Raw genomic sequence first — 21275 nt, 5'->3', positions numbered from 1 at the left:
CCAGCGGCGTGACGGGCTGCACGAGGTCGCAGCTGACCGAGAGCAGCGGGGTGCCGACGGCGCCGCGCGCGGCCGCGCCGAGCCGCTCGACCACCAGGTCGAAGGGCACCTGGTGGTGCTGCTGCGCGTCGAGCAGCGCGCCGCGCACCAGGGCGAGCGCCTCGGCGAAGGAATCCTCCCCGGCCAACTCCGCGCGCACCGCAAGGGTGTTGACGCCGAGGCCGACGGTCCGGCGCAGTTCGGGCCGGGCGCGGTGGCCGCTGGCGCAGCCCAGGGTGAGGTCGTCCTGTCCCGACGCGGTGCGCAGGGTGGCGAAGGCGGCGGCGAGCACGACGGCGAACAGCGTGGCGCCGTGCCGAGCGCCGAGCTGCCGCAGACCCTCGACGGTGGCGGGGTCGAGTGGTGCGGCGTGCAGGGCGGCGCGGCGTTCGCGGGCGCCGGGCGGGACGGGCCGCAGCAGCGGCAGCGGCCGGGCGCCGGCCAGGTGGGCGGCGCGGGCGTCGGCGGCGGCGGTGAGTTCGGTGTCGCGGGCGCGCTCCTGTCGGGCGTACTCGGCGTACGGCAGTCCTGGCGACGGAAGCCGCGGCTCGACGCCGTCGCGGGCGGCGGTGTAGAGCTCGGCGAGGTCGGCCGCGAGGACGGGCAGGGAGCCGCCGTCGACGGCGATGTGATGGATCGTCAGCAGTAGGCTGTGGTCCTCGGGCCCGTGTCGGAGCAGCAGGGCGCGCAGCACCGGGCCGGCGGCGAGGTCGAAGGGCCGGGCAGCCTCGGCGGCGAGCCGGTCGGTGCCGTCCGCGTCCACGATCGGCAGCGGCACCGGGCCGGCCGGCTCGATCTGCTGGTACGGCTGGTCGCCCCGGCGCGGGTAGCGGGTGCGCAGTGCGGCGTGCCGTTCGGTGAGGGCGGTGAGCGCGGCGGCCAGGGCATCCGGGTCGAGCGGGCCGCGCAGCCGGGTGGCGATCGGGACGTTGTAGAGGGCGCCGCCCTGGCCGAGGTGGTCCATCAGCCACATCCGCTGCTGGGCGTGGGAGAGCGGGGCCGGGCCGAGGGTGTCGGCCGCCGGGCGGTCGGGCGCGGTGGTGGCGCGGCGGTGGCGGGCGCGGCGCAGCAGGTCGCTCTGGCTGGTGCTGCTCATCGGTCGGCTCCCGGGGTGTCGTCGGCGGCCCGCAGGGCGAGCTCCAGCAGTTCGGCCTGGCCGGCCACGGTGGGGTGGCCGAGGAAGTCGGCGAGGGAGAGTTCGACGCCGAGGTCCTCGCGCAGGTCGTCGACGACCCACATGGCGAGCAGCGAGTGGCCGCCCTCGGCGAGGAAGTCGGCGGCGGGGTCGGTGATCCGGCGTTCCAGGGCGCGGCTCCAGGCCTCGGCGACGGCCTGCTGGATCGGGGTGAGCGCGGCCTCGACCGGCCCGGGGGCGACGGTCGGGTCCGGGGCGGTGGCGAGCGCCCGCCGGTCGACCTTGCCGCTGCCGGTGAGCGGTAGCGCGTCGAGGACGGTCCAGGCGGTGGGTACCAGGTGGGCGGGCAGCCGCTCGGCGAGCAGGCCGCGCAGGGTCTCGACGGCCGGCCGGGCTCCTTCGGCGAGGACCACGCAGGCGGTGAGCGCGGCGTCGCCTTGCCCGGCGCGGCGGACCACCACGGCCGCCTCGGCGACCTCGGGGATCCGCAGCAGCGCGTGCTCGACCTCGCCGGGCTCGATCCGGAAGCCCCGGACCTTGACCTGGTCGTCGGTGCGGCCGTGGAACTCCAGGACGCCGTCGGGCCGTTGGCGCACCAGGTCGCCGCTGCGGTAGGCGCGGCCGTGGCCCGGCAGCTCGCGGAAGCGCTCGGCGGTCAGCTCGGGCCGGTTGAGGTAGCCCTGGGCGAGCCGCTCGCCGGCGATCCAGAGCTCACCGACCGTGCCAGGCTCCACCGGCGCGAGCCGCTCGTCCAGGACGAGGGCGCGGGCGCCGCCGAAGGGCCGTCCGATCGGGACGGCGCCGAGCTCGCAGTCGGCCGGGGTGACCCGGTGCAGGGTGGTGAAGGTGGTGGCCTCGGTGGGCCCGTACCCGTTGTAGAGCTCCAGCCATGGGAAGGCCCGCAGCACCGCCCCGGCGTGCTCGGCGGACATCGCCTCGCCTCCCACGACGACGGTGCGCAGCACGCCGAAGATCCGCGACTGCTTGGCGGCCAGGTGGTGGAAGAGCGCGGTGGTGAGGAAGACGGTGGTGACGCCGAACCGCTCGACGTCGCGCACGAGTTCCTCGGTGGAGGGCCGCTCGGCCGGGGAGATCGCGACGGCGGCGCCCCGGGCGAGCGGGGCCCACAGTTCGAAGGTCGCGCCGTCGAAGGAGACGGTGGAGTGGACGAGCATCCGGTCGCGTGGGCCGAGGGCGACCGCGTCGGGGGCGGTGACCAGGTCGGCGACGGCACTGTGCGGGACGAGCACGCCCTTGGGACGGCCGGTGGAACCGGAGGTGTAGTAGACCAGGGCGGGTGCGGCCGCCTCGGCGGCGTCGGGCACCGCCGTGGCGGCGGCCTCGGTGCCGCGCTCGGTCAGCACCAGGGTGCGTTCCTCGGGCAGTCCGGCCTCGGCGAGCAGCGCCTTGTCGCCGAGGACGAGGCGCGCGTCCGCGTCGGCGGTCATCTCGGCGATGCGCGGGCGCGGGTAGGCCGGGTCGAGCGGGACGATATGTCCGCCGGCCCGCCAGACGGCGAGCTGGGCGACGGCCAGGCGGGCCGAGCGGGCGCAGAGCAGGCCGACGGCGCTGCCGGGGCCGATCCCGCGCGCGGCCAGCACGGCGGCCAACCGGCCGGAGGCGTCCAGGAGTTCGCGGTAGGTCAGGTAGGTGGAGCCGTCGGTCACGGCGAGCGCGCTCGGGTGCTGCTCGGCCTGCCGGGCGATCAGGGCCGGGAGGGTGGCGAGGGCGGGGAGGGTGGGCGTCATGGCTGCTTCTCTTCCGGGCGCCCCGGCGGCAGGGCCGGGGCGCCGGTGGTCAGGTGGACGGTCGGGGCCGAGGGCCCGTCTCTCGGGTTGTGCGGGCCCGGCGAGGACCCGCGAGACAGGCCTCAGGCGACGGAGGTGCTGGGCATCCGCTCCTCGACCAGCCGCGCGACCGCCCGCAGGTCGGGCTGGCGCAGCAGCAGGGCGGCGCGCAGGCGGACGCCGAACTCCCCCTCCAGGGCTTCCAGCAGTCGGGCGGCGGCGAGCGAGTTTCCGCCAGACGCCAGGAAGTTGTCCCCCGGACCGAGGTCGGCGCGGCCGATCAGCTCGCGGCAGAGCTTCAGCACGGTGCGCTCGACCGGGGTGTCACCCTCGTCGGTCACGTCGGTCACGTCGGTCTCCGAGGTCTCCGAGCCCACGGGGAACGACTCCTCGGCGGCGAGCAGCGCCGCGCGGTCCACCTTGCCGTTGGCGTCCAGCGGGTAGCGATCGACCAGCCGGACGACCGAGGGCACGGCCTGCTCGGGCAGCCAGGGCCGCACCGCGTCCAGCAGGTCGGCGGGCTCGACGGGCTCTACACCGCCCGCAAGGCCGTCCTCGGCCTGGACGAAGGCGAGCAGCCGTACGCCGCCCGCAAGCGCGGCCTGGGCGGCGACCACGGCCCGGCCCACCCGCGGGTCGCGCTCGAAGGCGGCCTCGACCTCGGCGGGTTCGATCCGCACCCCGCTGACCTTGACCTGGTCGTCCAGGCGCCCGTGGAACTCCAGCACGCCGTCGGCGCGCATCACCACCCGGTCCCCGCTGCGGTAAACCCGGTCGATGCCCTCCACACCGCGCGGCACCTCGACGAAACGGCGGGCGGTCAGCTCGGGGTCGAGGTACCCGGCGGCCAGGCCCCGGCCGCCGATCCGCAGCTCGCCGGCCTCTCCTCTCGGGACGGGGCGGCCCTGCTCGTCGGTGACCAGGACCACCGCGCCCGGGACGGGCAGCCCGATCGGCGGCGCGCCGTCGCCGTGGTCGCCGCCGGGGGCCATGGTGTGCACGGTGGTGGCGACGGTGGCCTCGGCGGGGCCGTAGGCGTTGTGGACGGTCGCGGTGACGTCCGGCCCGGGGGCGCGGCGCAGCCGGTCGCCGCCGACCATCAGGTGGCGCAGCGCGAGTCCGGCGGGCCAGGGCCGGCCGAGAACGGGCTCGGCCAGCGGGGTGGGCAGCACGGTGGCGGTGATCCGGGCCTCGCGGAACCAGTCGGTGAGCGCGCCGGAGTCCCAGCGCACGGCCTCGGGGGCGACGACGAGCGCCGCGCCGGAGGTGAGGCCGGCCCACAGCTCCAGCAGGTGCGGGTCGAAGGCCACCCCGATCAGCAGGCTGTGCCGGGCGCCGGGGCCGAGGCCGGTCAGTTCGCGGTACCAGTGCAGCAGCGCGCCGAGCGCCGGTTCGGTGACGGCGACGGCCTTGGGCGTGCCGGTGGAGCCGGAGGTCAGCACCGCGTAGTGGGTGCCGACCGGTACGGCCGCCTGGTCGCCGGAGGCCAGTACGGCCTCCACCGCGCCGGTGGCGGGCAGGTCCAGCGACAGCCGCTCGCCGCCGGCGGGCAGCACGGTCGGCTCGCCGACCAGGCAGGCGGGCCGCAGCTGTTCGGCGACGGCCTGCAGCCGCCGCTCGCCCGGGCGCGGGCCGAGCGGCAGGTGGACGGCGCCGAGTTTGGCGGCGGCCAGGGTGACGGCGACCAGCGCCACCGAGTGGCCGAGGCAGACGCCGACCAGGTCGCCCTTGCCGACCCGGCCGCGTAGGGTCTCGGCGACGGCGTCGGCGAGGCGGTCGAGCTCGGCGTAGCTGTAGCTCTGTTCGCCGTCGATCAGGGCGGGTGCGTGCGGGGTGCGGTGCACCCAGCCGGTGAACAGGTCAAGGACCCCGCCGTCCTGGTGCGGACGGCCGTACCCGATGCTCAGGGATTCCATCATCGACTCCAGATAAGTGACTAGCCGTCAGTTCAGGCCCATGGAACGGGCGATGATCACCTTCTGGACCTCGGAGGTCCCCTCGATGATCGTGGTCATCCGGACATAGCGGTACAGGAATTCCAGCGGGTGGCCGCGCACCCAGCCGGTGGCGCCGTGCACCTGGAGCGAGCGGTCCACCGCGCGCACGGCCGTCTCGGAGGCGGTGAGCTTGGCGAGTGCCGCGTTCTCGGGTGCCTCGCTGCCCTCGTCCACCAGCCGGGCGCAGGCGAGGGTGAGCAGCTTGGACGCTTCCACCTCGGCGCGGGTGGTCACCAGGTGCTCCTGGACGTGCTGGTACTCGCCGATCACCCGGCCGAAGGCGCGCCGCTCGCGGGCGTACTCGACCCCGGCGCGCAGCGCGTACTCGGCGATGCCGTTGCACATCGCCGCAACGACCAGGCGGCCCCGGGAGAGGCTGTCCATGGCGAGGGCGGTGGCCGCCGCGATGCCCTCCTCGCCGCCGATGACGGCCTCCGGGCCGACGCCGACCTGGTCGAGCAGCAACTCGAACAGCGGCTCGCCGGACATGCCCTCGTAGCGCTGGCCGATCCGCAGTCCGGGCTGGTCCATCGGCAGCACGAAGGCGGTGGCCCCGGCGGTGGGCCCGGCGCCGTCGCCGAGGTCGGTGGCGGCGACCACCAGCGCGATCCCGGCGTGCTCGGCGTTGCTGACGAAGGTCTTGCGCCCGTTCAGCACCCAGCCGTCACCGGTGCGCACGGCAGTGGTGGTGAGCCGGAACGCGTCCGAACCGGCCTGCGGCTCGGTCAGCGCCAGGCAGCGGGTCTGCTCGCCGCGCACCAGCGGAACGAGGTGGCGCTCGATCTGCTCGGGGGTGCCGTGTCGCAGCAACGGGCTGGGACCGTCGGAGCCGGCCAGCGCGTACGGGGCGAGCACGCAGCCGCTTCGTCCGGCGGCGTGGTGCAGTAGCACGACGGCGGTGAACGGCATGTCGGCGCCGCCGAGTTCCTCCGGGTAGTCCCCGGCGTAGAAGCCGAGGGCGGCGGAGCGCTTGCGCACATAGGCCCGCAGGTCGGCCGGGACCTGGTCGGCGGTCTCGGGCAACTCGGCGGCGAGCGGCACGAGTTCGCGGCGCACGAAGCTCTCGAAGGCGTCGACGAGTTCGCGGTGGCCGGCTTCGAGGACGGCGGAAGGGGCACTCACTTGGAGCCTCCGGCGAGGACGCGGGCCTGGTCGGCCAGCACGGCGTGGCGGAACAGGGTGCGCAGCGGCGGACGGCTGCCCAGGTGCGGCTCCAGGAAGGCGGCCAGCTGGGCGGCGAGCAGCGAGTGGCCGCCGACCTCGAAGAAGTGCGAGTCCGCGGTGAAGCGGTCGTGGCCGAGCACCTCGCGCCAGGCGGCGGCGATCAGTTCCTGGCCAGGGTCGGCGAAGGCGCTGGGCGCGCTCTCCTGCTGCTCGGGGGTCTCGTCGGCGAACCGGGCGAGGGCGACGCGGTCGGGCTTGCCCCCGGGCAGGGTGGGCATCGAGGGGACGGCCGTCCAGGAGGCCGGGACGAGTCCGCCGGGCAGCTGGCGGGCCAGTGCCGTGTGCAGGGCGGCCTGGTCGGGGCGGTCGGTGCCCTCCAGGAAGCCGACCAGGCGCGGACCGGTCCGCGGGTCGGTGTGCAGCAGCACGGCGCAGGAGCGGCCGCCGAGTTCGGCGGAGGCGGCGGCCTCGATCTCCTCCAGTTCGATCCGGTGGCCGCGCAGCTTGACCTGGTTGTCGGCGCGGCCGAGGAACCGCAGTCGTCCCTCGGTGTCGCGGTAGCCGCGGTCGCCGGTGCGGTAGACCCGCTCGCCGCCGAGCGCGGGGACGGTGGTGAAGCGGGCGGCGGTGGGCTCCGGCAGGCCGACGTAGCCCTCGGCCAACAGGTCGCCGCCGACGACGAGTTCACCGACGCAGCCGGCCGGGAGCGGGCGCAGCGTCTCGTCCAGGACGTGGATCCGCACGCCGTCGATCTCGGTGCCGAGCGGGATCTCGCCGTCCTCGGCGACGTCGGCCTCGGTGATCCGGTGGACGGTGGAGGTGACGGTGGCCTCGGTGACGCCGTACGCGTTGAGCACGGTGGTGGCCCCGGTCAGGCCGGCCAGCGCCCGGGCGGGCAGGCGCTCGCCGCCGAGGACGAGCAGCCTGGGCGTCCAGCGGCCGTCGCGCAGCGCCTCGCGCAGGTCCTCGCGCACGCCGAGCAGGTAGCTGGTCGGCAGGTTGGCGACGGTGACGCCGCGGGCGGCGAGTACGGCCACCAGCTCCGGGCCGGTGGGCACCTCGCGCTGTGGCACCACGAGTGCGGCGCCGACCGCGAGGGCGGGCAGCACCTCCTCCAGGGCCACGTCGAAGGACGGCCGGGCGAACAGCAACACCCGGTCGGCGGACGTGAGTTCGTAGCGGGCGGCGATCGCGGCGACGTACCCGGCCAGCGCCTCCCGGCCGACCAGGACGGGCTTGGGCACGCCGGTGGAGCCGGAGGTGTGGATGACGTAGGCGGCGCCCTCCAGCACGGCGGCGGGCTCGGCCTTCGGAAAGGCGGGGCCGTCCAGCAGCGCCGGGGTGACGCCCTCGGCGGGCAGCGCGAGCGCGCTCTGCCGGGTGGCCAGGACGAGCGCGGGGGCGAGGCGTTCCAGCAGCAGGCCGAGCCGGGCGGCCGGGTCCTCGGTGGACAGCGGCGCGTAGACGGCGCCGAGGCGCAGACAGGCGAGCAGGGCGACCACACTGTCGGCGCCGCGCGGCAGGACGGCGGCCACCGGCTGGCCGGGGGTGACCCCGGCGGCGCGCAGCCGCTCGACCAACTCGCCCACGCGCCGGTCGAGTTCGCCGTAGCTGATGCGCTCGGCGCCGGCCAGCAGGGCGAGCGCGCCGGGGTCGTGGGCGGCGGCCGGGTCGAGCCCGACCGGGGTGACGGGGGCGGCCGGCTCGGCCTCGGGCGCGGGGGCGAGCTCGGCGAGCGGCGCCTCCGGCCGGTCGAGGTAGCGACGCAGCAGCTCCAGCAGGCGGTCGGCCAGCAGCACCGCCTCGGCCTCGCCGAAGAGGTCGGCGTCGTAGTCCCAGACCAGGGTCATCCCGGCGGCACCGTGCTTCTCGCCGACCACCCGGCGGTCGTCGGGCAGCAGCACCAGGTCGAGGTCGAAGCGGGTGGTGCCGGTGTTGAAGCCCTCGTAGAGCGAGACCTCCAGGTCGGGTGCCTGGACGTCGGGCAGGGCGGCGTCGTGCGCGCTGAACATCACGTTGAACAGCGGGTTGTCGGCGCCGCCGGTGTGCAGCCCGAGGCGGCGGGTCAGCTCCTGCACCGGCAGGTCCTGGTGCGGCAGGGCGCGCAGCAGGACGTCGGTGGTCTCGTCCACGGCCTCGGTGCCGGGGGCGGCCGGGTCGAGCCGAAGGCGCAGCGGCACGGTGTTGACGAACATGCCGACGGTGCTCTCGAAGCCCTCCGGCCGGTTGCCGACGGCGGTGCCCACCACGAGTTCGCGGTGGCCGCTGTGGCGGCGCAGCAGTTCGGCGAACAGGGCGAGCAGGGTGCTGAACGGGGTGTGGCCGTCGGCCTTGCTGCGCTCGCGCAGCCGCTCGGCGAGGTCGGCGCCGATCGACTGGCGCAGCTGGCCACCGCGGTGGCGCCGCTCGACGCCGGGCCGGGCCAACCCGGGCAGCGTGACCTCGCGCGGGGCGTCGGCCAACTCCCGGGCCCAGAAGACGAGGTCGCGCTCGCGGGTGGTGGGGTCGACGGAGCGGCGGGCGTGCTGCTCGTACGAGGGGGCGGTGGGCAGCTCGTACGGCCGGCCGAGGACGCGGGCGCGGTAGACGGTGAACAGGTCGCGCAGCAGGATGGCGAAGGAGTGGCCGTCGTGCACGAGGTGGTGCTCGACGTGGATCAGCCGGTGGTGGTCCTCACCGAGGCGGACCAGGTGCCAGCGCAGCAGCGGCGCCCGGAAGGTGTCCAGCGGCTCCTCGGCCTCGGCGGCGAGCAGCCGGCGGAAGGCCGCCTCCGGGTCGGTCTCGGCGGTGAAGTCGCTGTGGCGGAGCTCCGGTTGGCAGTTCTCGGCGACCCGCTGGCCGGGCAGGCCTTCCGGCCGGGCCACCAACTCCAGCCGCAGGCCCGGGTGGTGGCCGAGGACGGCGGCGAGGCCCGTGTGCAGCGCGTCCCGGTCGAGGGTGCCCCACAGGTCGAGCACGGCGGTGAAGTTGTAGGCGCGGCTGCCTGGCAGCATCTGCTCGTGCAGCCAGACGATCTCCTGCGAGGGAGAGAGTGCGAACATGGGTGATTCCCTTGTGTGGTGGGCGTGTTGGCACCGCTGTGGCCGGGCGCGGGCCTGGGGTGGTCCCGGTGCGGCCGGTGGGGGCCGGACCGCACCGGGGTGAGGGTGCGGCCCGGGGCTTGGGGGCTGCGGTCTGGCGGTCTGTCGGTCTAGGAGAGGTGCCGGCGCAGGACGGTGAGCAGTTGCTCGAAGGCGGCCTCGGCGTCGGCGGCCGGGAAACGCTCGCTGTCCCAGGCCAGGCGGACCAGCAGCTCGTCGCCGTGCGCGGCGGCGACGGCGAGCGGTGCCGCGAGCGGCCGCCCGGCGATGTGGACCTCCCGGCCGGGGACGCCGTCGAGCTCCAACGGCGGGCGGCGGCGCAGGTCTTCCATGGTGAGCATCGCGTCCAGCGCGCCCGACCACGGGGAGCCGGCGGCGCGGGCGGCACGGACCACCTCGTCGAAGGGGGTGCCGGCGTGGTCGAGGTCGTCCCACCAGGCGTCGCAGAGCGTCTCCAGGTCGGCGGCGGGTTGCGTCGGCACGGCATGCACCAGGGTGTTGAGGAAGCAGCCGAGCGCGGCGGGCGCGCCGGGCGGGCGGCCGCCCCAGGGATAGCCGAGGGCGAGTGGGCCGTCCGCGCGGTGCAGTCGCTGGGCGGCGGCGCCGACGGCGTCCAGCAGGGCGGGGAAGACGGCGCTGCGAGCGGCGCCCTCGGCGGCGGGCAGCCGTTCGGTGAGCATGCCGGTGGCCGTGGCCGCGCCGCCGCCCGCCCCGGTCAGGCCGCCGAGCCGGCGCCCCCAGTGGGCCTGGGCGGCCGGGCCGGCGGCGGCCTCCTCGGCGACGAGCTGGAGTTCGACGGCCTCCCGGAAGTCGGCCAGGGCCTGCCGGTCGGGGCCGGGCGTGGGCGGCTCGTCCCGCCGGTAGGCCTCGGCGAGCTCGCCGACGAGCGCCCCGAGGGACTGCTCGTCACAGGCTGCGTGGTCCAGCGCGAGGGCGAGCAACTCCTCGTCCCCGTCCGGGTCCTGGGCGACCAGCAGGCGCAGCGCGGGGCCGTCGAGGGGCCAGTCCAGCAGGGCCGCGCGCAGTGCCGTCTCGGCGGTGCCGTGGCCGGCCACGGCGATCCGGGCGGCCTCGACGGAGGGCCCGCCGACCCGCAGCACGGGCGTGCCGCGGACGGTCGTGAAGCCGCCGCACAGCGCGGGGTGGCGAACGGCGACCACGGCGGCCGCACGGCCCAGCCGGGCCATGTCGAGGGTGCCGCGGGGGTAGGCGAGGAACAGCGGGACGATGTCGGAGCGGGTCAGCGGATTGAGTCGGCGGGTGATCAGGAACCGCCGCTGGGCGCCGGTCAGCGGGAGCAGCTCCACCGGGGAGTCGGCGGCGGCGGAGCGGTACCGGGCGAGGTAGGCGGCGGTGATGCTGGCGTGCACGGAACGGTCTCCGGTTTCCGGGTTCGGCTCAGGTGTTCGGGTACTCGGATGTTCAGGTGCTCGGGTCAGAGGTTCAGAGGTTCAGAGGGTCACGGGGTCACGGGCTCAGGGAGTGCTCGGGCTCGCGGCGGGCTGCTCGGCGGCCGGGGTGTCGTCCCGGGTCTGCGCCTCGGGCAGGTCGCGCATCCGCCGGAGCGGCGAGAGCAGCAGCGGCACGGGCACCAGCAGGAAGCCCGCCGCGCAGAGCCACAGGGCGGTGCGCGGCCCGGACCAGTCGGCGACGAGTCCGCCGCCGAGGGCGCCGAGCGGCATGGTGCCCCAGACCAGGAAGCGCATGGTGGCGTTCATCCGGCCGAGCAGCTCGGGCGGGCAGACGCTCTGCCGGAAGCTGACCTGCGCGACGTTGTAGGCCACCGCACCGAACAGCACCACGCCCGAGGCCAGGCCGAACGACCACACCCCCGCACCGCCCTGGGACAGCGGCCACAGGAGCGCGAACGGCGCGCTCACCAGGGTGGACAGCCAGATCAGCCGGGCCTGCCCGACCCAGCGGGCGAGCCGCCCCGCGCACAGCGCGCCGGCCAGCCCGCCGACGGCGGAGGTCGACAGCAGCGCGCCGATGGCGCCGGGCGGCAGGTCGAGCACCCGTACCCAGAAGACCGTCTGCACGGCCATCAGTACGGCGGCGAACAGGTTGGCGGTGGCGGTGGCGGTGGCGATCGCCCGCAGCAGCGGGTGTCCGAGGACGAAGCGCACGCCCTCGGCGACCTCGGCGCGCAGCGAGCGCCCGGGCTCGGGCTCCGGCCGCGCCTCCTCGACCCGGATCCGGGCGAGCAGCAGGGCGGAGGCGAGGTAACCGCAGGCGTCCGCCACGATGGCGAGCGGCGCGCCGAGCAGCTGGACCAGCCCTCCGCCGAGGCCCGGCCCGGCGATCTGCGCCGAGGACCGTACGGTCTCCAACGCCCCGTTGCCGCCGACCAGTTGATCGCGGGGCAGGACGACGGGCAGGAAGGAGTGGTGAGCCACGTCGAAGAAGACCGTGGCCACGCCGGTGACCAGCGCCACCAGGTAGAGCTGCGGCATGGTCAGCACGCCGAGGGCCGCCGCCGGCGGGATCGAGCCGACGGCGATGCAGCGCACCACGTCGGCGCGGATCAGCACCGGGAGCTTGCGCATCCGGTCCAGCCAGGCGCCGGCCGGCAGTCCGACCAGCAGGAACGCCGCGGTCTCGGCGGCGGTCAGCAGGCCCACCTCGAACGGTGTGGCGTCGAGCACCACCACCGCGACCAACGGCAGGGCGACCAGGGTGACCTGACTGCCGGTCTGGGCCACCGCGGCTCCGGTCAACAGCAGCCGGAAGTCGCGGTGACCGAGCAGACGGGCTTGGCGAAGCGTCTCGTTCATTGGTGCGACTCTCGGTCACCTCTTCGATACGCGGCAACCGCCGGAACCGTTTCCGGACGAACCACGAGTCGGCCGGATCCCGCCACTGCCGTGACCGGTCCTTGCACCTCCCCTACGGCCCCTTATGCCCCGGAGCCGATCCACGGCGACGCCGTACCCGCCCGTCGACCAGGTCAGCGCGGCCCGCCGGGGGATCCACGCCGCCCGCGAGCCCAGCGGTCCAGATCACCATCCGATATCCGGACACCACCTTTCCGGCCACCGGAGCACGTCAGTCAACTTGGCCGGATTCCACGGAGCGCTTACCGTCCGCAACCTCTCCGTGATATCGGCCTGACCGGGCCGGACCGTGGACCACAGGGCCGGCCGCTCCACCCGTGCTCCGGCCGGCGCTCCACCCGGCGCTCTGGCCGGCTCCGCGACGGGTCACCGCGAGCACCGCCATGTCGTCGTCGCGCGGCCCGCCGGTCCACCGCGCCACGTCCGCCACCAGCGCGTCCAGCGCCTCCCGGGGGCCCGCGAACGGGCCGAGCGGGGCCAGCCCGAGCACCGGGTCGTAGAACTCCCCGGCCGCGTTCCGCGCCTCGGTCACCCCGTCGGTCACCAGGAGCAGCGTGCACCCCGGCGGGAACGGCCAGGTCTCCGGCTCCGGCCGTCCCACCCCCAGCGCGCCCATCCCGAGCGGCAGTCCCGGGTCGGCGGCGTCCCACCGACACACCGGGGGATCACCGCCCAGCAGGTACGGCCCGGGGTGGCCGCAGTCCAGCGTGCGCGCGGTCCCCTCCCCCGGCGGGAACTCCACCAGCAGCGCCGTGATGAACCCCTCCAGCCGCAGCTCCTCGCTCAGCTGGGCGCTCTCCCAGGTCAACGAGCGCTCCAGCTCGTCCGCGAGCGCGGCGAGGTCCGGCGCGCGGTGCGACTCCTCCCGGAACGCGCCCAGCAGCACCGACACCGCCCCCACCGCGTGCAGCCCCTTGCCCCGCACATCGGCGATCAGCACCCGCACCCCGTACGGAGTGACCTGCAGCGCGTACGCGTCCCCGCCGATCAGTGCCTCGTCCTGGGCGGCTCGGTAACAGGCCGCGACCTCCAGCTCCCCCACCCGCCCCGGCGGCTCCGGCAGCACCGCCCGCTGCGCCGCCTCCGCCACCGACCTCACCCGCGCCAGCCGCCGCCCGTGCCGCGCCACCACCCGGTTCACCCCGACCCCGAGCAGCGCCGCGAACACCGTGTTCGCCAGCTCCAGGTATCCGGCCCTGGTCCCGATCGACCCGTCCTGCGAGGACAGCACCAGGATCCCGGTCACGGTCGCCACCCCGACGGCCACCGTGTCCCGCAGCGTCAGCAGCGCACCGGCCAGCACGGCGGCCGCCGCCAGCATCGGATCGCCCCAGTAGTTGGTCGTATCCAGCGAGTTCCACATCAGCCCGCCGACGATCAGCAACCACGGCGCGACCCGCACGTACGGCGGCCACTGCACGGACCTCGGGACCATCTGCGACCTCGCTTCCGTCTCGCCCTGCACTCGGAAGGGGTGCGTTCCGATCGTAGGCACGGGGGTGCCGAAACGCAGGTCCGGCGGCGGAAGGAGCTGACGGATCTCGCGCGACAGGCCGCCGCCGGCAGCCGACACCCCCTACCCACCCCACGCGAACAGCTCCGCCCCCTCCCCCGTCAGCAGCCCGCGCGGCACCCGCCGCCCGTACGCCACCAGCAGCAGGTGCTCCGCCCGGCCCTCCACCACCGATCGCCCCTGCCCGTAGGACCACTCCAGATCCGTCGCCCGCAGCCGCACTCCGTCCAGCCGGGCGCCGAAGAAGCGCACGCTACGCGCCGAGACAGCGCCCAGCAGGGCGGCGGCGCGGGGCAGCGGGAGTCGCGGCGGCAGCCCGAGGGCCACGGTGATGTCGAGGCCGTGGACCGCGTCGTGGGCGAGGGCCGCGATCCGGCCGCCGACCGGGGGCCGCCAGGGGTGGTCGGCGTGGTCGGCCATGGCGGCGGACAGCTCACGGTCGGTGAGGACAGCGGCGTCGCGGCGGGCGACGCGGTCGGCCATCCGGTGGATGCTGCCGCCGGAGCGGGCGAGCTCCCAGACCGTCCGGGCCGTCGAGTGCCGGAAGCCGGTGCTCTGGTGGGCGGCCACCTCGCGCACCCGCCAGCCCTCGCACAGTGACGGCGATTCCCACTGCTCCGCCGTGAGGCCGGCGAACACCTCGGCGAGTTCCCGACGCTCCGCCGCGATCTGCTCGCGGATCCACTCCACACCCTGTTCCTGCCGCACGCTCTCCATGCCCCCAGCCTGCGGCCGGGACCGTCCGCACGTCCAAGACCAGGCAGTTCTGCCACCTATGATCAACAGTTATGGAACTCCGGCAGCTCCAGTACTTCGTCACCGTCGCCCAGCACGGCAGCTTCACCCGGGCGGCCGAGCTGCTGCACCTGAGCCAGCCCGGAGTGAGCGCCCAGATCCGGCAGCTGGAACGGGAGTTGGGGCATCCGTTGCTCGATCGATCGAGCCGCACCGTCCGACTGACCCGGGTCGGCGAGGCGGTGCTGCCGCACGCCCAGGCCGCCCTCGCCGCCGCGGCGGCCGCCCGGCAGACCGCGCAGGAGTTCGGCGGGCTACGGCGCGGGCACGTCCGGCTCGGCATGGTCGCCGGGGCGGCGCTCACCCCGCCGCCCGCGCTGGGCACCTTCCCCGGGCTCGCCACCACGCTCGCCTCCTTCCGTCAGGAGCATCCCGGCATCGACTTCTCGCTCGCCGAGGACACCACCGCGCGGATGCTGGCCGCCCTGCGCGAAGGACGGCTGGACCTCGCCGTGATCGGCCTGCCCACCGCCGAAGGGGGGCGCGAGGGCGACGACGGCTGGACGGCGCTCGCCGGACTCGCCCTGCACACCGTGCTGGAGGTCCCGCTGGTCGCGGTCTGTCCCGAGGACCATCCGCTGACGGCCGCCCCCGACGGTCCGCTGCCCGTCGCCGCGCTCGCCGGGCACGCTCTGGTGGGCACGCCGCGCGGCACCGGCCTGCGGACGGCCCTGGAGCGCGCCCTCGCCGAGGCGGGCGTGAGCGCGACCGTGGCCGTGGAGGCCGCCGCCCCACCCCAGTTGGCCGAACTCGCCGTGCACGGCCTGGGCGTGGCGGTGCTGCCGGACCCGGGGCCCGCCCCCGGCCTGCGGATCCGACGACTGACCGACCCCGTCCCGCGCGTACGGATCACCCTGGCCTGGCCCACCGGGCGGCGGCCGGCACCGCCGACCGCCGCCCTGCTGGACCACCTGCGCGCCACCTACCCGGGGCCCTGACCGGAGCGCCGGCGACCACGCGGGCCCTGACCTGCGTCTACGCGGCGGCCGCCGCGCCGTCGCCGATGTGCAGCACCGCGGCCGCCCCGTCGAAACCGGCCCGGTCGAAGAAGTAGCCCTGCTGCGGGGCCGTGTCCGTCCGGGCGCGGGCTTCACCGGGCATCGGCGTCGCCACCAACTCCCAGGCGGTGTCCGGTCGCTGCAGCAGGGCCTCGTACGTCCCCGGCGCCGGCTCGCCGAGCCCCAGCGCCTCGCTGCGCCCGAGGCTCCCGGCCACGAAGACGTACCGCTCGCCCAGCAGCGGGCCGACGATGCGGCCCGCGCCGTTCCAGCGGCAGTCCAGCTCTCCCCCGGCCCAGGTGCTCGGGGCCTGCTGAAGGTGCAGGTTGTGGGCGAACACCAGGGTCGGGCCGCGCTCGGCCTCGACGGCCCGGATGTCGAGCAGGTTCCGCGCCATCAGCGCGTCCCGCAGTCCGAGCAGCCCGGACACCCGATCGCTCAACCCGAGGCCCTGGACCGCCGCCTGCGCGTGGTAGCGCAGCAGTCCGAGCCCGGCCCGCAGGTGCGTCCCGGCCCGGAGCCACTCGGCGCGCGAGCTGGACGCGATCAACTCGGGTGCCCGCAGATACAGTTGGGTCATCAGGTCGTCGGCGACGCGGCGCAGCGTCGCGGCCTCGGGCGTGGCGCCGGGCGAGCTCGCCGCGTCCAGCACCGCCTGCTCGCTGCTCCAGCGTTCGTCCCCGCCCGTCAACGCGGCGATGTCGAGGTCGAGTTGGAGGTAGTCCCGGGCGTGTTCGAGGTAGCCGCGCGGGCTGGGGGCCATGGTGTTCTCGGTCGGAGTGTCGAAGCCGTGGAAGGCCAGCCGCTCCCCGGCTCCCCGATCGCGGTTGAACTCGCGCATCCAGGCGACGAGTCGGCCGTTGCCGGGCTGGGCGCCGAAGCCGTGGGTGAAGCCTTCGGCCAGCACCGTGTCGAGGGTGCCCGCGCCGCCCTGGACGTAGTCGTCCACGGCGAGCGCGGCCACCCGGTCCGTCTCCAGGGCGATCGAACGGTAGCCCCGCTCGACCAGTTGGGCGAAGAGTTGGTTGCGGACCCGGCCGAAGGCCGGTTCCTGGTGCGTCGGCTCGCCGAGCGCCAGGAGTTCACAGGAGGGGGTGAGGAAGTCTCGGATGTCCTGACTCATGGACCTCAAGCGTATCCTTGAAAGCTCGGTTGAGACTTTCAGCAGCAGGGCCGCTCAACCACCGGGACAAGTCTCAAAGGGAGTCCAACGCCATGCGCCCCGCCGACCTCGCGCGCGAGCACGGCCTCTCGACCCAGGCCGTACGCAACTACGAGCGCGACGGTTTCCTCCCGCCCGCCGACCGCACCCCCAGCGGCTACCGGATCTACACCGAGCGGCACGCCGCCGCCCTGCGTGCCTACCTCGCCCTGGTCTCCGGGTACGGTCACGCCACCGGCGGCCGGATCATGACCGCCGTCCACGCCGACCGCCTCGACCAGGCGCTGACCGCCATCGACCGCGGCCACGCCCAGCTGTTGCGCGACCGGGAGACCCTCGCCGCCGTCCGTCAGGCCGTCGACCACCTCACGGCCGGACCGGCCACCCCCGCAGAACCCGCAGAACCCGCCGAGCGCCTCCTCCGCGTCCCCGGCCCGCTCAGCATCGGCGACCTCGCCCACCACCTCGGCCTCACCCCCGCCACCCTGCGCACCTGGGAGGCCGCCGGCATCCTCACCCCGCCCCGCGACCGCGCCACCGGCCACCGCCGCTACCGCCCCGACGACGTCCGCGACGCCGAACTCGCCCACCTGCTACGCCGCGGCGGCTACCCCCTGACCCACATCGCCACCGTGGTCCGACAGATCCGCACGGCGGGCGGTACGGACACCCTGGCCGAGGCCCTCGACGCCTGGCACCATCGCCTCACCACCCGCGGCCGCACGATGCTCACCGCGGCCACCCGGCTCGACGCCTATCTCGCCCTCGGAAGCGGTACGCCCCGGTAGTGAGGCGTCGGGTGTTCGCGGCTGCTAAACAGTTGTGTTCTCCGACGCCACGGGGAAGGTGTCAGAGCGTGGGACTACGGGAGGGGACAGGATGTTGAGCGCGGTCATCACGCTGGTGGTCGCAGTTTTCGGTGTCACGGGCACCTTGTTGGCGCCGATGCTCGCCCAACGGGCTCAGGCCCGAGCATCGCAGCACGATTTCGAACGCCAGCAGTCGGCCGCGCGAACGCAGTGGGATCGCGAGCAGCGGCAGGAAAGCCTGGCCCAGCGCCGTGCGTGCTACGTGGCCACGAACGCGGCCTACCGCCGCTACCGGGTCGCGATCATGAACTTCCTCTGGTGCTCACACCAGGGCACGGTGACCGAGCAGGAGAGAGATGCGCTCGAGCAGGCCCGTCACGCGCACCATGCGGCTTTCGCGGAAGCGCAGATGATCGCCTCACGCCCGGTGTTGGACCAACTGGACGTGGTCACGCAAGCGTTGTCCGAGGCGTACCGCAAGACGCTGTGCCTGCACGAGGGGAACCCCGATCCGGACGGCTCCTTCGACGAGATCCGGGACTATCTGAAGTGGCTTTGGGAGAGGTGGGAGGAGATGCGCGGCGTCATGCGTGTCGACCTGGGTGTCGAGGACTCCGCGGAGTGCTGAGACTCCGCGCATCATCCTGGAACCGGCACGAACGCCGAGTCCGGCCGGTCTGAGGCGAGGTCAACTCCGCACCGTGACCCTTAGGTTGGCGAGCAGGTCGGTACCGTCGGCGCTCACGGCGAGCACCCGGCCGGTGCGGTGCCAGCAGGTGATCGCACCGGCGTGCGCCCGCAGGCCCACCGGGGTGGCCGCCGCACCCGGCACGACGGCGGTGAAGGCGGCGCCCGTCGCCGCTCCGACGGTGACGCGCAGGCCGTCCTCGGACGAGGACGCGAACAGCCAGTGGGCACCGTCCCCGGCGAGGACGACCCGACCGGGGACGGTCTGTTCGGCCTTGCCGCTGCCGCTCCAGCGGAGCACGCTCCGCCCGGGGGTGCCGCTCGGCGCGCTGGCGAGCATGCGTCCGTCGGCGAGGGCCACGGCACCGACGGCGTCGGTCGGGCTGACCTCCGTACGGGCGCGCAGCTCCCATCCCGGCTGGTCCCAGCGCCACAGTTCGGTCAGTTCGTCCGTGCGGTAGCCGATCCGGGTGCGGACGAGGGCCGCACAGCTGTCGGGGGTACGGGCGATCCGACCCAAGAGGCGCTGGTCGTCGCCGAGTTCGCGGTGGACGACGGTCGGGCGGGCGGTGAGCGTGTCGAGCACGGCGATGCCGTCCTGGTCGACGGTGAGCAGGTGGCGGCCGTCGTACGAGGACACGAGCCGGCGCACCCGCAGGGCCGTCCAGCGCTCGACCTTGCGGGTGGCGAGGTCGAGCCGGAACAGCTCGCGGACCTCCCCGTAGCGGGCTGCCAGCAGTGCGGTGCCGCCGTGGTCGGCGAGGACCAGCTGGTCGGCGGGCACGTCCCAGCGGGCGCGGGTGCGGCCGTCCGGGCCGAGCAGCCGGACGCCGGCCTGGCCGCAGGCCACCAGCACCGCGCCGGAGTCCAGGTAGGCGGCGTCCAGGACGGGCAGGGTGCCGACGCGGTCGGCGGCGGTGACCAGGAGCGGGCCGCCGCCGGGCCGGACGGGTCGCGGCCGCGCCAGGTCGGCGGCGACCAGCGGGTCGGCGCGCTTCAAGAGCCGGGCGTGAACAGAGCCCGCGCCGCGCGCCTCGCGGCGCCCGGCGAGCCCGTCGGTGCGGACGAACGAGCGCACGGCGGCGGTGGCGAGTTCCCGGTCCAGGACCGGGTCGGCGCACCGCAGCTCGGCGAGCGCGGTGAGGGCTGCGGCCCGCTCGGAGCCCGGTGCGTCAGCGGTCAGCAGCGCCCGCGCGGGTTCCGCGGCGTCCTCGCCGAGTGCCAGCAGGTGGACCAGGGCGCGTCCGTGCGCCGCCCCGCCCAGCTCCAGTGCCTCCCGCAGGTCGCCGACCAGACCCGGGCGCAGCGTCTCGTCCGGCCAGGCGGCCTCGACCGCGCCGAGCCGGTCGCCCGCCCGGCGGCGGTGCTCCGCCCAGGCGGCGCGCAGTTCGCGGGCGGCCGCCGGGTCGGTCGCGCCGAGCCGCTCGACGGCGGCGGCGAAGGCGCCGCGCCGCTGGGCGATCCTCACCGCCCGCTCGCGCTGCCCGGCCCGCCACCAGAGCCGGACCACGAGTTCCGCGGCAAGCCCGCGGCCCTCGGCGAGTTCGGCGGCCTGCGTGGTGCGGCCGTGCCGGTCCAGCAGGGCCACGGCCTCGGCGGGCGCGGCCAGCAGGTCGGCGAGGACATAGGCGGCCTCGTCGATCCGGCCGTCCTGCTCCAGCGCCTCGGCGGCCTCCCGGTAGAGGTCGGTGAGGAGCTGGTGGACGGTCGGCCCGCTGACCGGCGAGGACAGCAGAGTCCCGCCGGGCTGCTGCGGGCTGGGCCGCAGCTCACCCGCGTACCGGTCGGGCAGGCGCAGCGTCAGCAGGCGCTGCCGGGAGCCGCCCTCGGACAGCGGGAGGGCGTCGCGCAGGGCGTCCTCCCAGTGGCGCCGCCGGAAGGAGCGGATGAGCTGCTCCAGGTAGCGGACGTGCCGGTCCTGGAACAGCGCACGGGCGGGGCTGCGCAGGGCGAGCTCGGCCAGCCACTGCCCGCGCGGGCGCCGGGGCGGGCGCGGCCGGGCCGGGGCGGGTCCCGGGCCGTGGCCTGCCGCCGCGTGTGCTTCCCGGGCTGCACGGGCGGCCTTCGCCCGCCTTTCCCGGGCGGCGCGGACCGCCTTCGCCTGCGCGTCCTGGGCGGCGCGGGCGCGCCCGGCGACCGTGGGGATCCTCGGCAGCACGGACAGCGCGACCCCGCAGGCCCCGAGGAGCGTCAGCAGGAGCAGACCGGCGGAGAAACCTCCGGCGACGAGGCCGCTGAGGCCGAGCAGGAGGCACAGGAGGGCGGAGAGGAAGAGGGACCACCATTCCCTCCGCCCGGTGAGCCGCCCGGTGAGCCGCCCAGCCGCCGCGCCCTCGGGCCGGGCACGACGAGCCTCGGCGCGGGCACGACGGGCCTCGGCGCGGCCGCTCCGGGCCGTCCGGGCGCACGGGATGACGGACAGGCCGACGAGCAGGCCGATGCCCACCGGGAGGACGAGCGGGACGTCGGTGAACCTGTCGTGGCTGCCCAGCGCGAGGTACAGCAGGAGGCCCACGAAGACGCCGGCGACGAGCAGTTGCCAGTACGGGCGCGGTCCCGTCGCCTTCGCCTTCGCCTTCGCCTTACGGTGGCGCTCGCTCAGCAGCCGTCCGGCCCGTTGGCTGGGCTCGGGGATGCCGGCCGCGGCCCGTAGGTCCAGGACGGGCGCGCGTCGGAGGTCCGTCTCAACCGGCTCCGCCACGGCGGGAGTTCCGACCGGTGCGAGCCGGTGCAGGGTGAGGCCGCTCAGGTCCAGCCAGTCCGACGGGTCCAGGGCGCTGAGCTCGGCGATGACATGACGACACGTCACTCCACCGACGGTGAGCGCGAGTTCGCCGACTGCCGCATCTTCCGGGGCCCCGGCTGCCACCAGCGCCCCGCCGACGGCCCGCAGCGGCTCGCCGGGCGAGCGGTCGGCGCGAGTCAGGACCGGCTCCGGTAGGGCCAACAGCCAGCGACCGTCCGGCAGTTCGGCCAGTCGGGCACCGTCCTGCCAGTACCGGAGGACACGCTCGGCCGCCTCGGCGGCGCCGATCACCGGCACGTCGAGCACGAACCCGGCCGCATCGATGGGGGACGTCACGGGGGAACTCATCAGTCGGCGCTCCTGATCACGGTGTGCGACCGCCCGCTGACCGCGTCCGCGACCACCATCCGGCCCGGGCGTGGTTCGGCGGCGATCAACGGCAGCCGGGGGTGGACGGCGGGGGCGGTCGAACCGCCGGACAGGGCGGTGAGCGTCCGGACACCGGCGGCGGGGGCGGGGCGCCCCACCC

Annotated in this window: 15 protein-coding genes; 3 read left to right on the top strand and 12 right to left on the bottom strand. The window is 75.5% G+C overall.

Annotation, left to right across the window (positions count from 1 at the left end; all coding sequences use genetic code 11):
- The 9 genes from ACFVWU_RS38705 to ACFVWU_RS38665 form a co-directional block, all read right to left on the bottom strand.
- Nucleotides 1–1135: condensation domain-containing protein (locus ACFVWU_RS38705; RefSeq protein WP_387629923.1), on the bottom strand; the 1135-nt coding region annotated here is incomplete at its 3' end.
- The gene (locus ACFVWU_RS38700) at nucleotides 1132–2922 is read right to left on the bottom strand and encodes a non-ribosomal peptide synthetase (RefSeq protein ID WP_387629921.1); all 1791 of its coding nucleotides are present in this window, start codon (nucleotides 2920–2922) and stop codon (nucleotides 1132–1134) included. The genes ACFVWU_RS38705 and ACFVWU_RS38700, both read right to left, overlap by 4 nt.
- A 122-nt stretch (nucleotides 2923–3044) precedes the next feature.
- Complete coding sequence (locus ACFVWU_RS38695) at nucleotides 3045–4877, bottom strand: amino acid adenylation domain-containing protein (RefSeq protein WP_387629918.1); 1833 nt, start codon at nucleotides 4875–4877, stop codon at nucleotides 3045–3047.
- A 27-nt stretch (nucleotides 4878–4904) separates the two neighbouring features.
- The gene (locus tag ACFVWU_RS38690) at nucleotides 4905–6080 is read right to left on the bottom strand and encodes an acyl-CoA dehydrogenase family protein (protein ID WP_387629916.1); all 1176 of its coding nucleotides are present in this window, start codon (nucleotides 6078–6080) and stop codon (nucleotides 4905–4907) included.
- Nucleotides 6077–9163 (bottom strand): amino acid adenylation domain-containing protein, encoded by a 3087-nt coding sequence (locus ACFVWU_RS38685; protein ID WP_387629913.1) that lies wholly within the window; start codon nucleotides 9161–9163, stop codon nucleotides 6077–6079. Before ACFVWU_RS38685 ends, ACFVWU_RS38690 begins: the two co-directional genes overlap by 4 nt.
- Before the next feature lie 149 nt (nucleotides 9164–9312).
- Nucleotides 9313–10572 carry a non-ribosomal peptide synthetase gene (locus ACFVWU_RS38680; protein WP_387629910.1) on the bottom strand — a complete coding sequence of 420 codons (1260 nt, stop codon included), beginning with the start codon at nucleotides 10570–10572 and terminating at the stop codon, nucleotides 9313–9315.
- Nucleotides 10573–10677: 105 nt separating this feature from the next.
- Entirely contained in the window at nucleotides 10678–11976 is a 1299-nt protein-coding gene (locus ACFVWU_RS38675; RefSeq protein WP_387629908.1) for an MFS transporter, read from the bottom strand.
- Between the two features lie 271 nt (nucleotides 11977–12247).
- Entirely contained in the window at nucleotides 12248–13471 is a 1224-nt protein-coding gene (locus ACFVWU_RS38670; RefSeq protein ID WP_387629905.1) for a PP2C family protein-serine/threonine phosphatase, read from the bottom strand.
- A gap of 141 nt (nucleotides 13472–13612) precedes the next feature.
- The gene (locus tag ACFVWU_RS38665) at nucleotides 13613–14266 is read right to left on the bottom strand and encodes a maleylpyruvate isomerase family mycothiol-dependent enzyme (protein ID WP_387629903.1); all 654 of its coding nucleotides are present in this window, start codon (nucleotides 14264–14266) and stop codon (nucleotides 13613–13615) included.
- A gap of 71 nt (nucleotides 14267–14337) precedes the next feature.
- On the opposite strand from ACFVWU_RS38665, the gene ACFVWU_RS38660 reads away from it, so the two are divergent.
- Complete coding sequence (locus tag ACFVWU_RS38660) at nucleotides 14338–15282, top strand: LysR family transcriptional regulator (protein WP_387629901.1); 945 nt, start codon at nucleotides 14338–14340, stop codon at nucleotides 15280–15282.
- A 37-nt stretch (nucleotides 15283–15319) separates the two neighbouring features.
- Here ACFVWU_RS38660 and ACFVWU_RS38655 read toward each other — a convergent pair whose 3' ends face one another.
- Nucleotides 15320–16465, bottom strand: coding sequence for an erythromycin esterase family protein (locus tag ACFVWU_RS38655; protein ID WP_387629898.1), 1146 nt, complete (start codon nucleotides 16463–16465; stop codon nucleotides 15320–15322).
- Nucleotides 16466–16557: 92 nt separating this feature from the next.
- Here ACFVWU_RS38655 and ACFVWU_RS38650 point away from each other — a divergent pair, with 92 nt between their 5' ends.
- Together ACFVWU_RS38650 and ACFVWU_RS38645 are read left to right on the top strand one after the other, a co-directional pair.
- Complete coding sequence (locus ACFVWU_RS38650) at nucleotides 16558–17292, top strand: TioE family transcriptional regulator (RefSeq protein ID WP_387629895.1); 735 nt, start codon at nucleotides 16558–16560, stop codon at nucleotides 17290–17292.
- A 91-nt stretch (nucleotides 17293–17383) separates the two neighbouring features.
- Entirely contained in the window at nucleotides 17384–17941 is a 558-nt protein-coding gene (locus ACFVWU_RS38645; RefSeq protein WP_387629893.1) for a hypothetical protein, read from the top strand.
- Nucleotides 17942–18001: 60 nt separating this feature from the next.
- Here the strand turns inward: ACFVWU_RS38645 and ACFVWU_RS38640 are convergent, their stop codons facing one another.
- Nucleotides 18002–21094 carry a bpX6 domain-containing protein gene (locus ACFVWU_RS38640; RefSeq protein WP_387629890.1) on the bottom strand — a complete coding sequence of 1031 codons (3093 nt, stop codon included), beginning with the start codon at nucleotides 21092–21094 and terminating at the stop codon, nucleotides 18002–18004.
- The coding region (locus ACFVWU_RS38635; protein WP_387629888.1) for a hypothetical protein at nucleotides 21094–21275 on the bottom strand (182 nt) is incomplete at its 5' end. The genes ACFVWU_RS38640 and ACFVWU_RS38635, both read right to left, overlap by 1 nt.

It is taken from the genome of Kitasatospora sp. NPDC058190 (genome assembly GCF_042883685.1).
Lineage (GTDB): Bacteria > Actinomycetota > Actinomycetes > Streptomycetales > Streptomycetaceae > Kitasatospora.
This window is presented reverse-complemented; position numbering and strand designations above follow the sequence as displayed.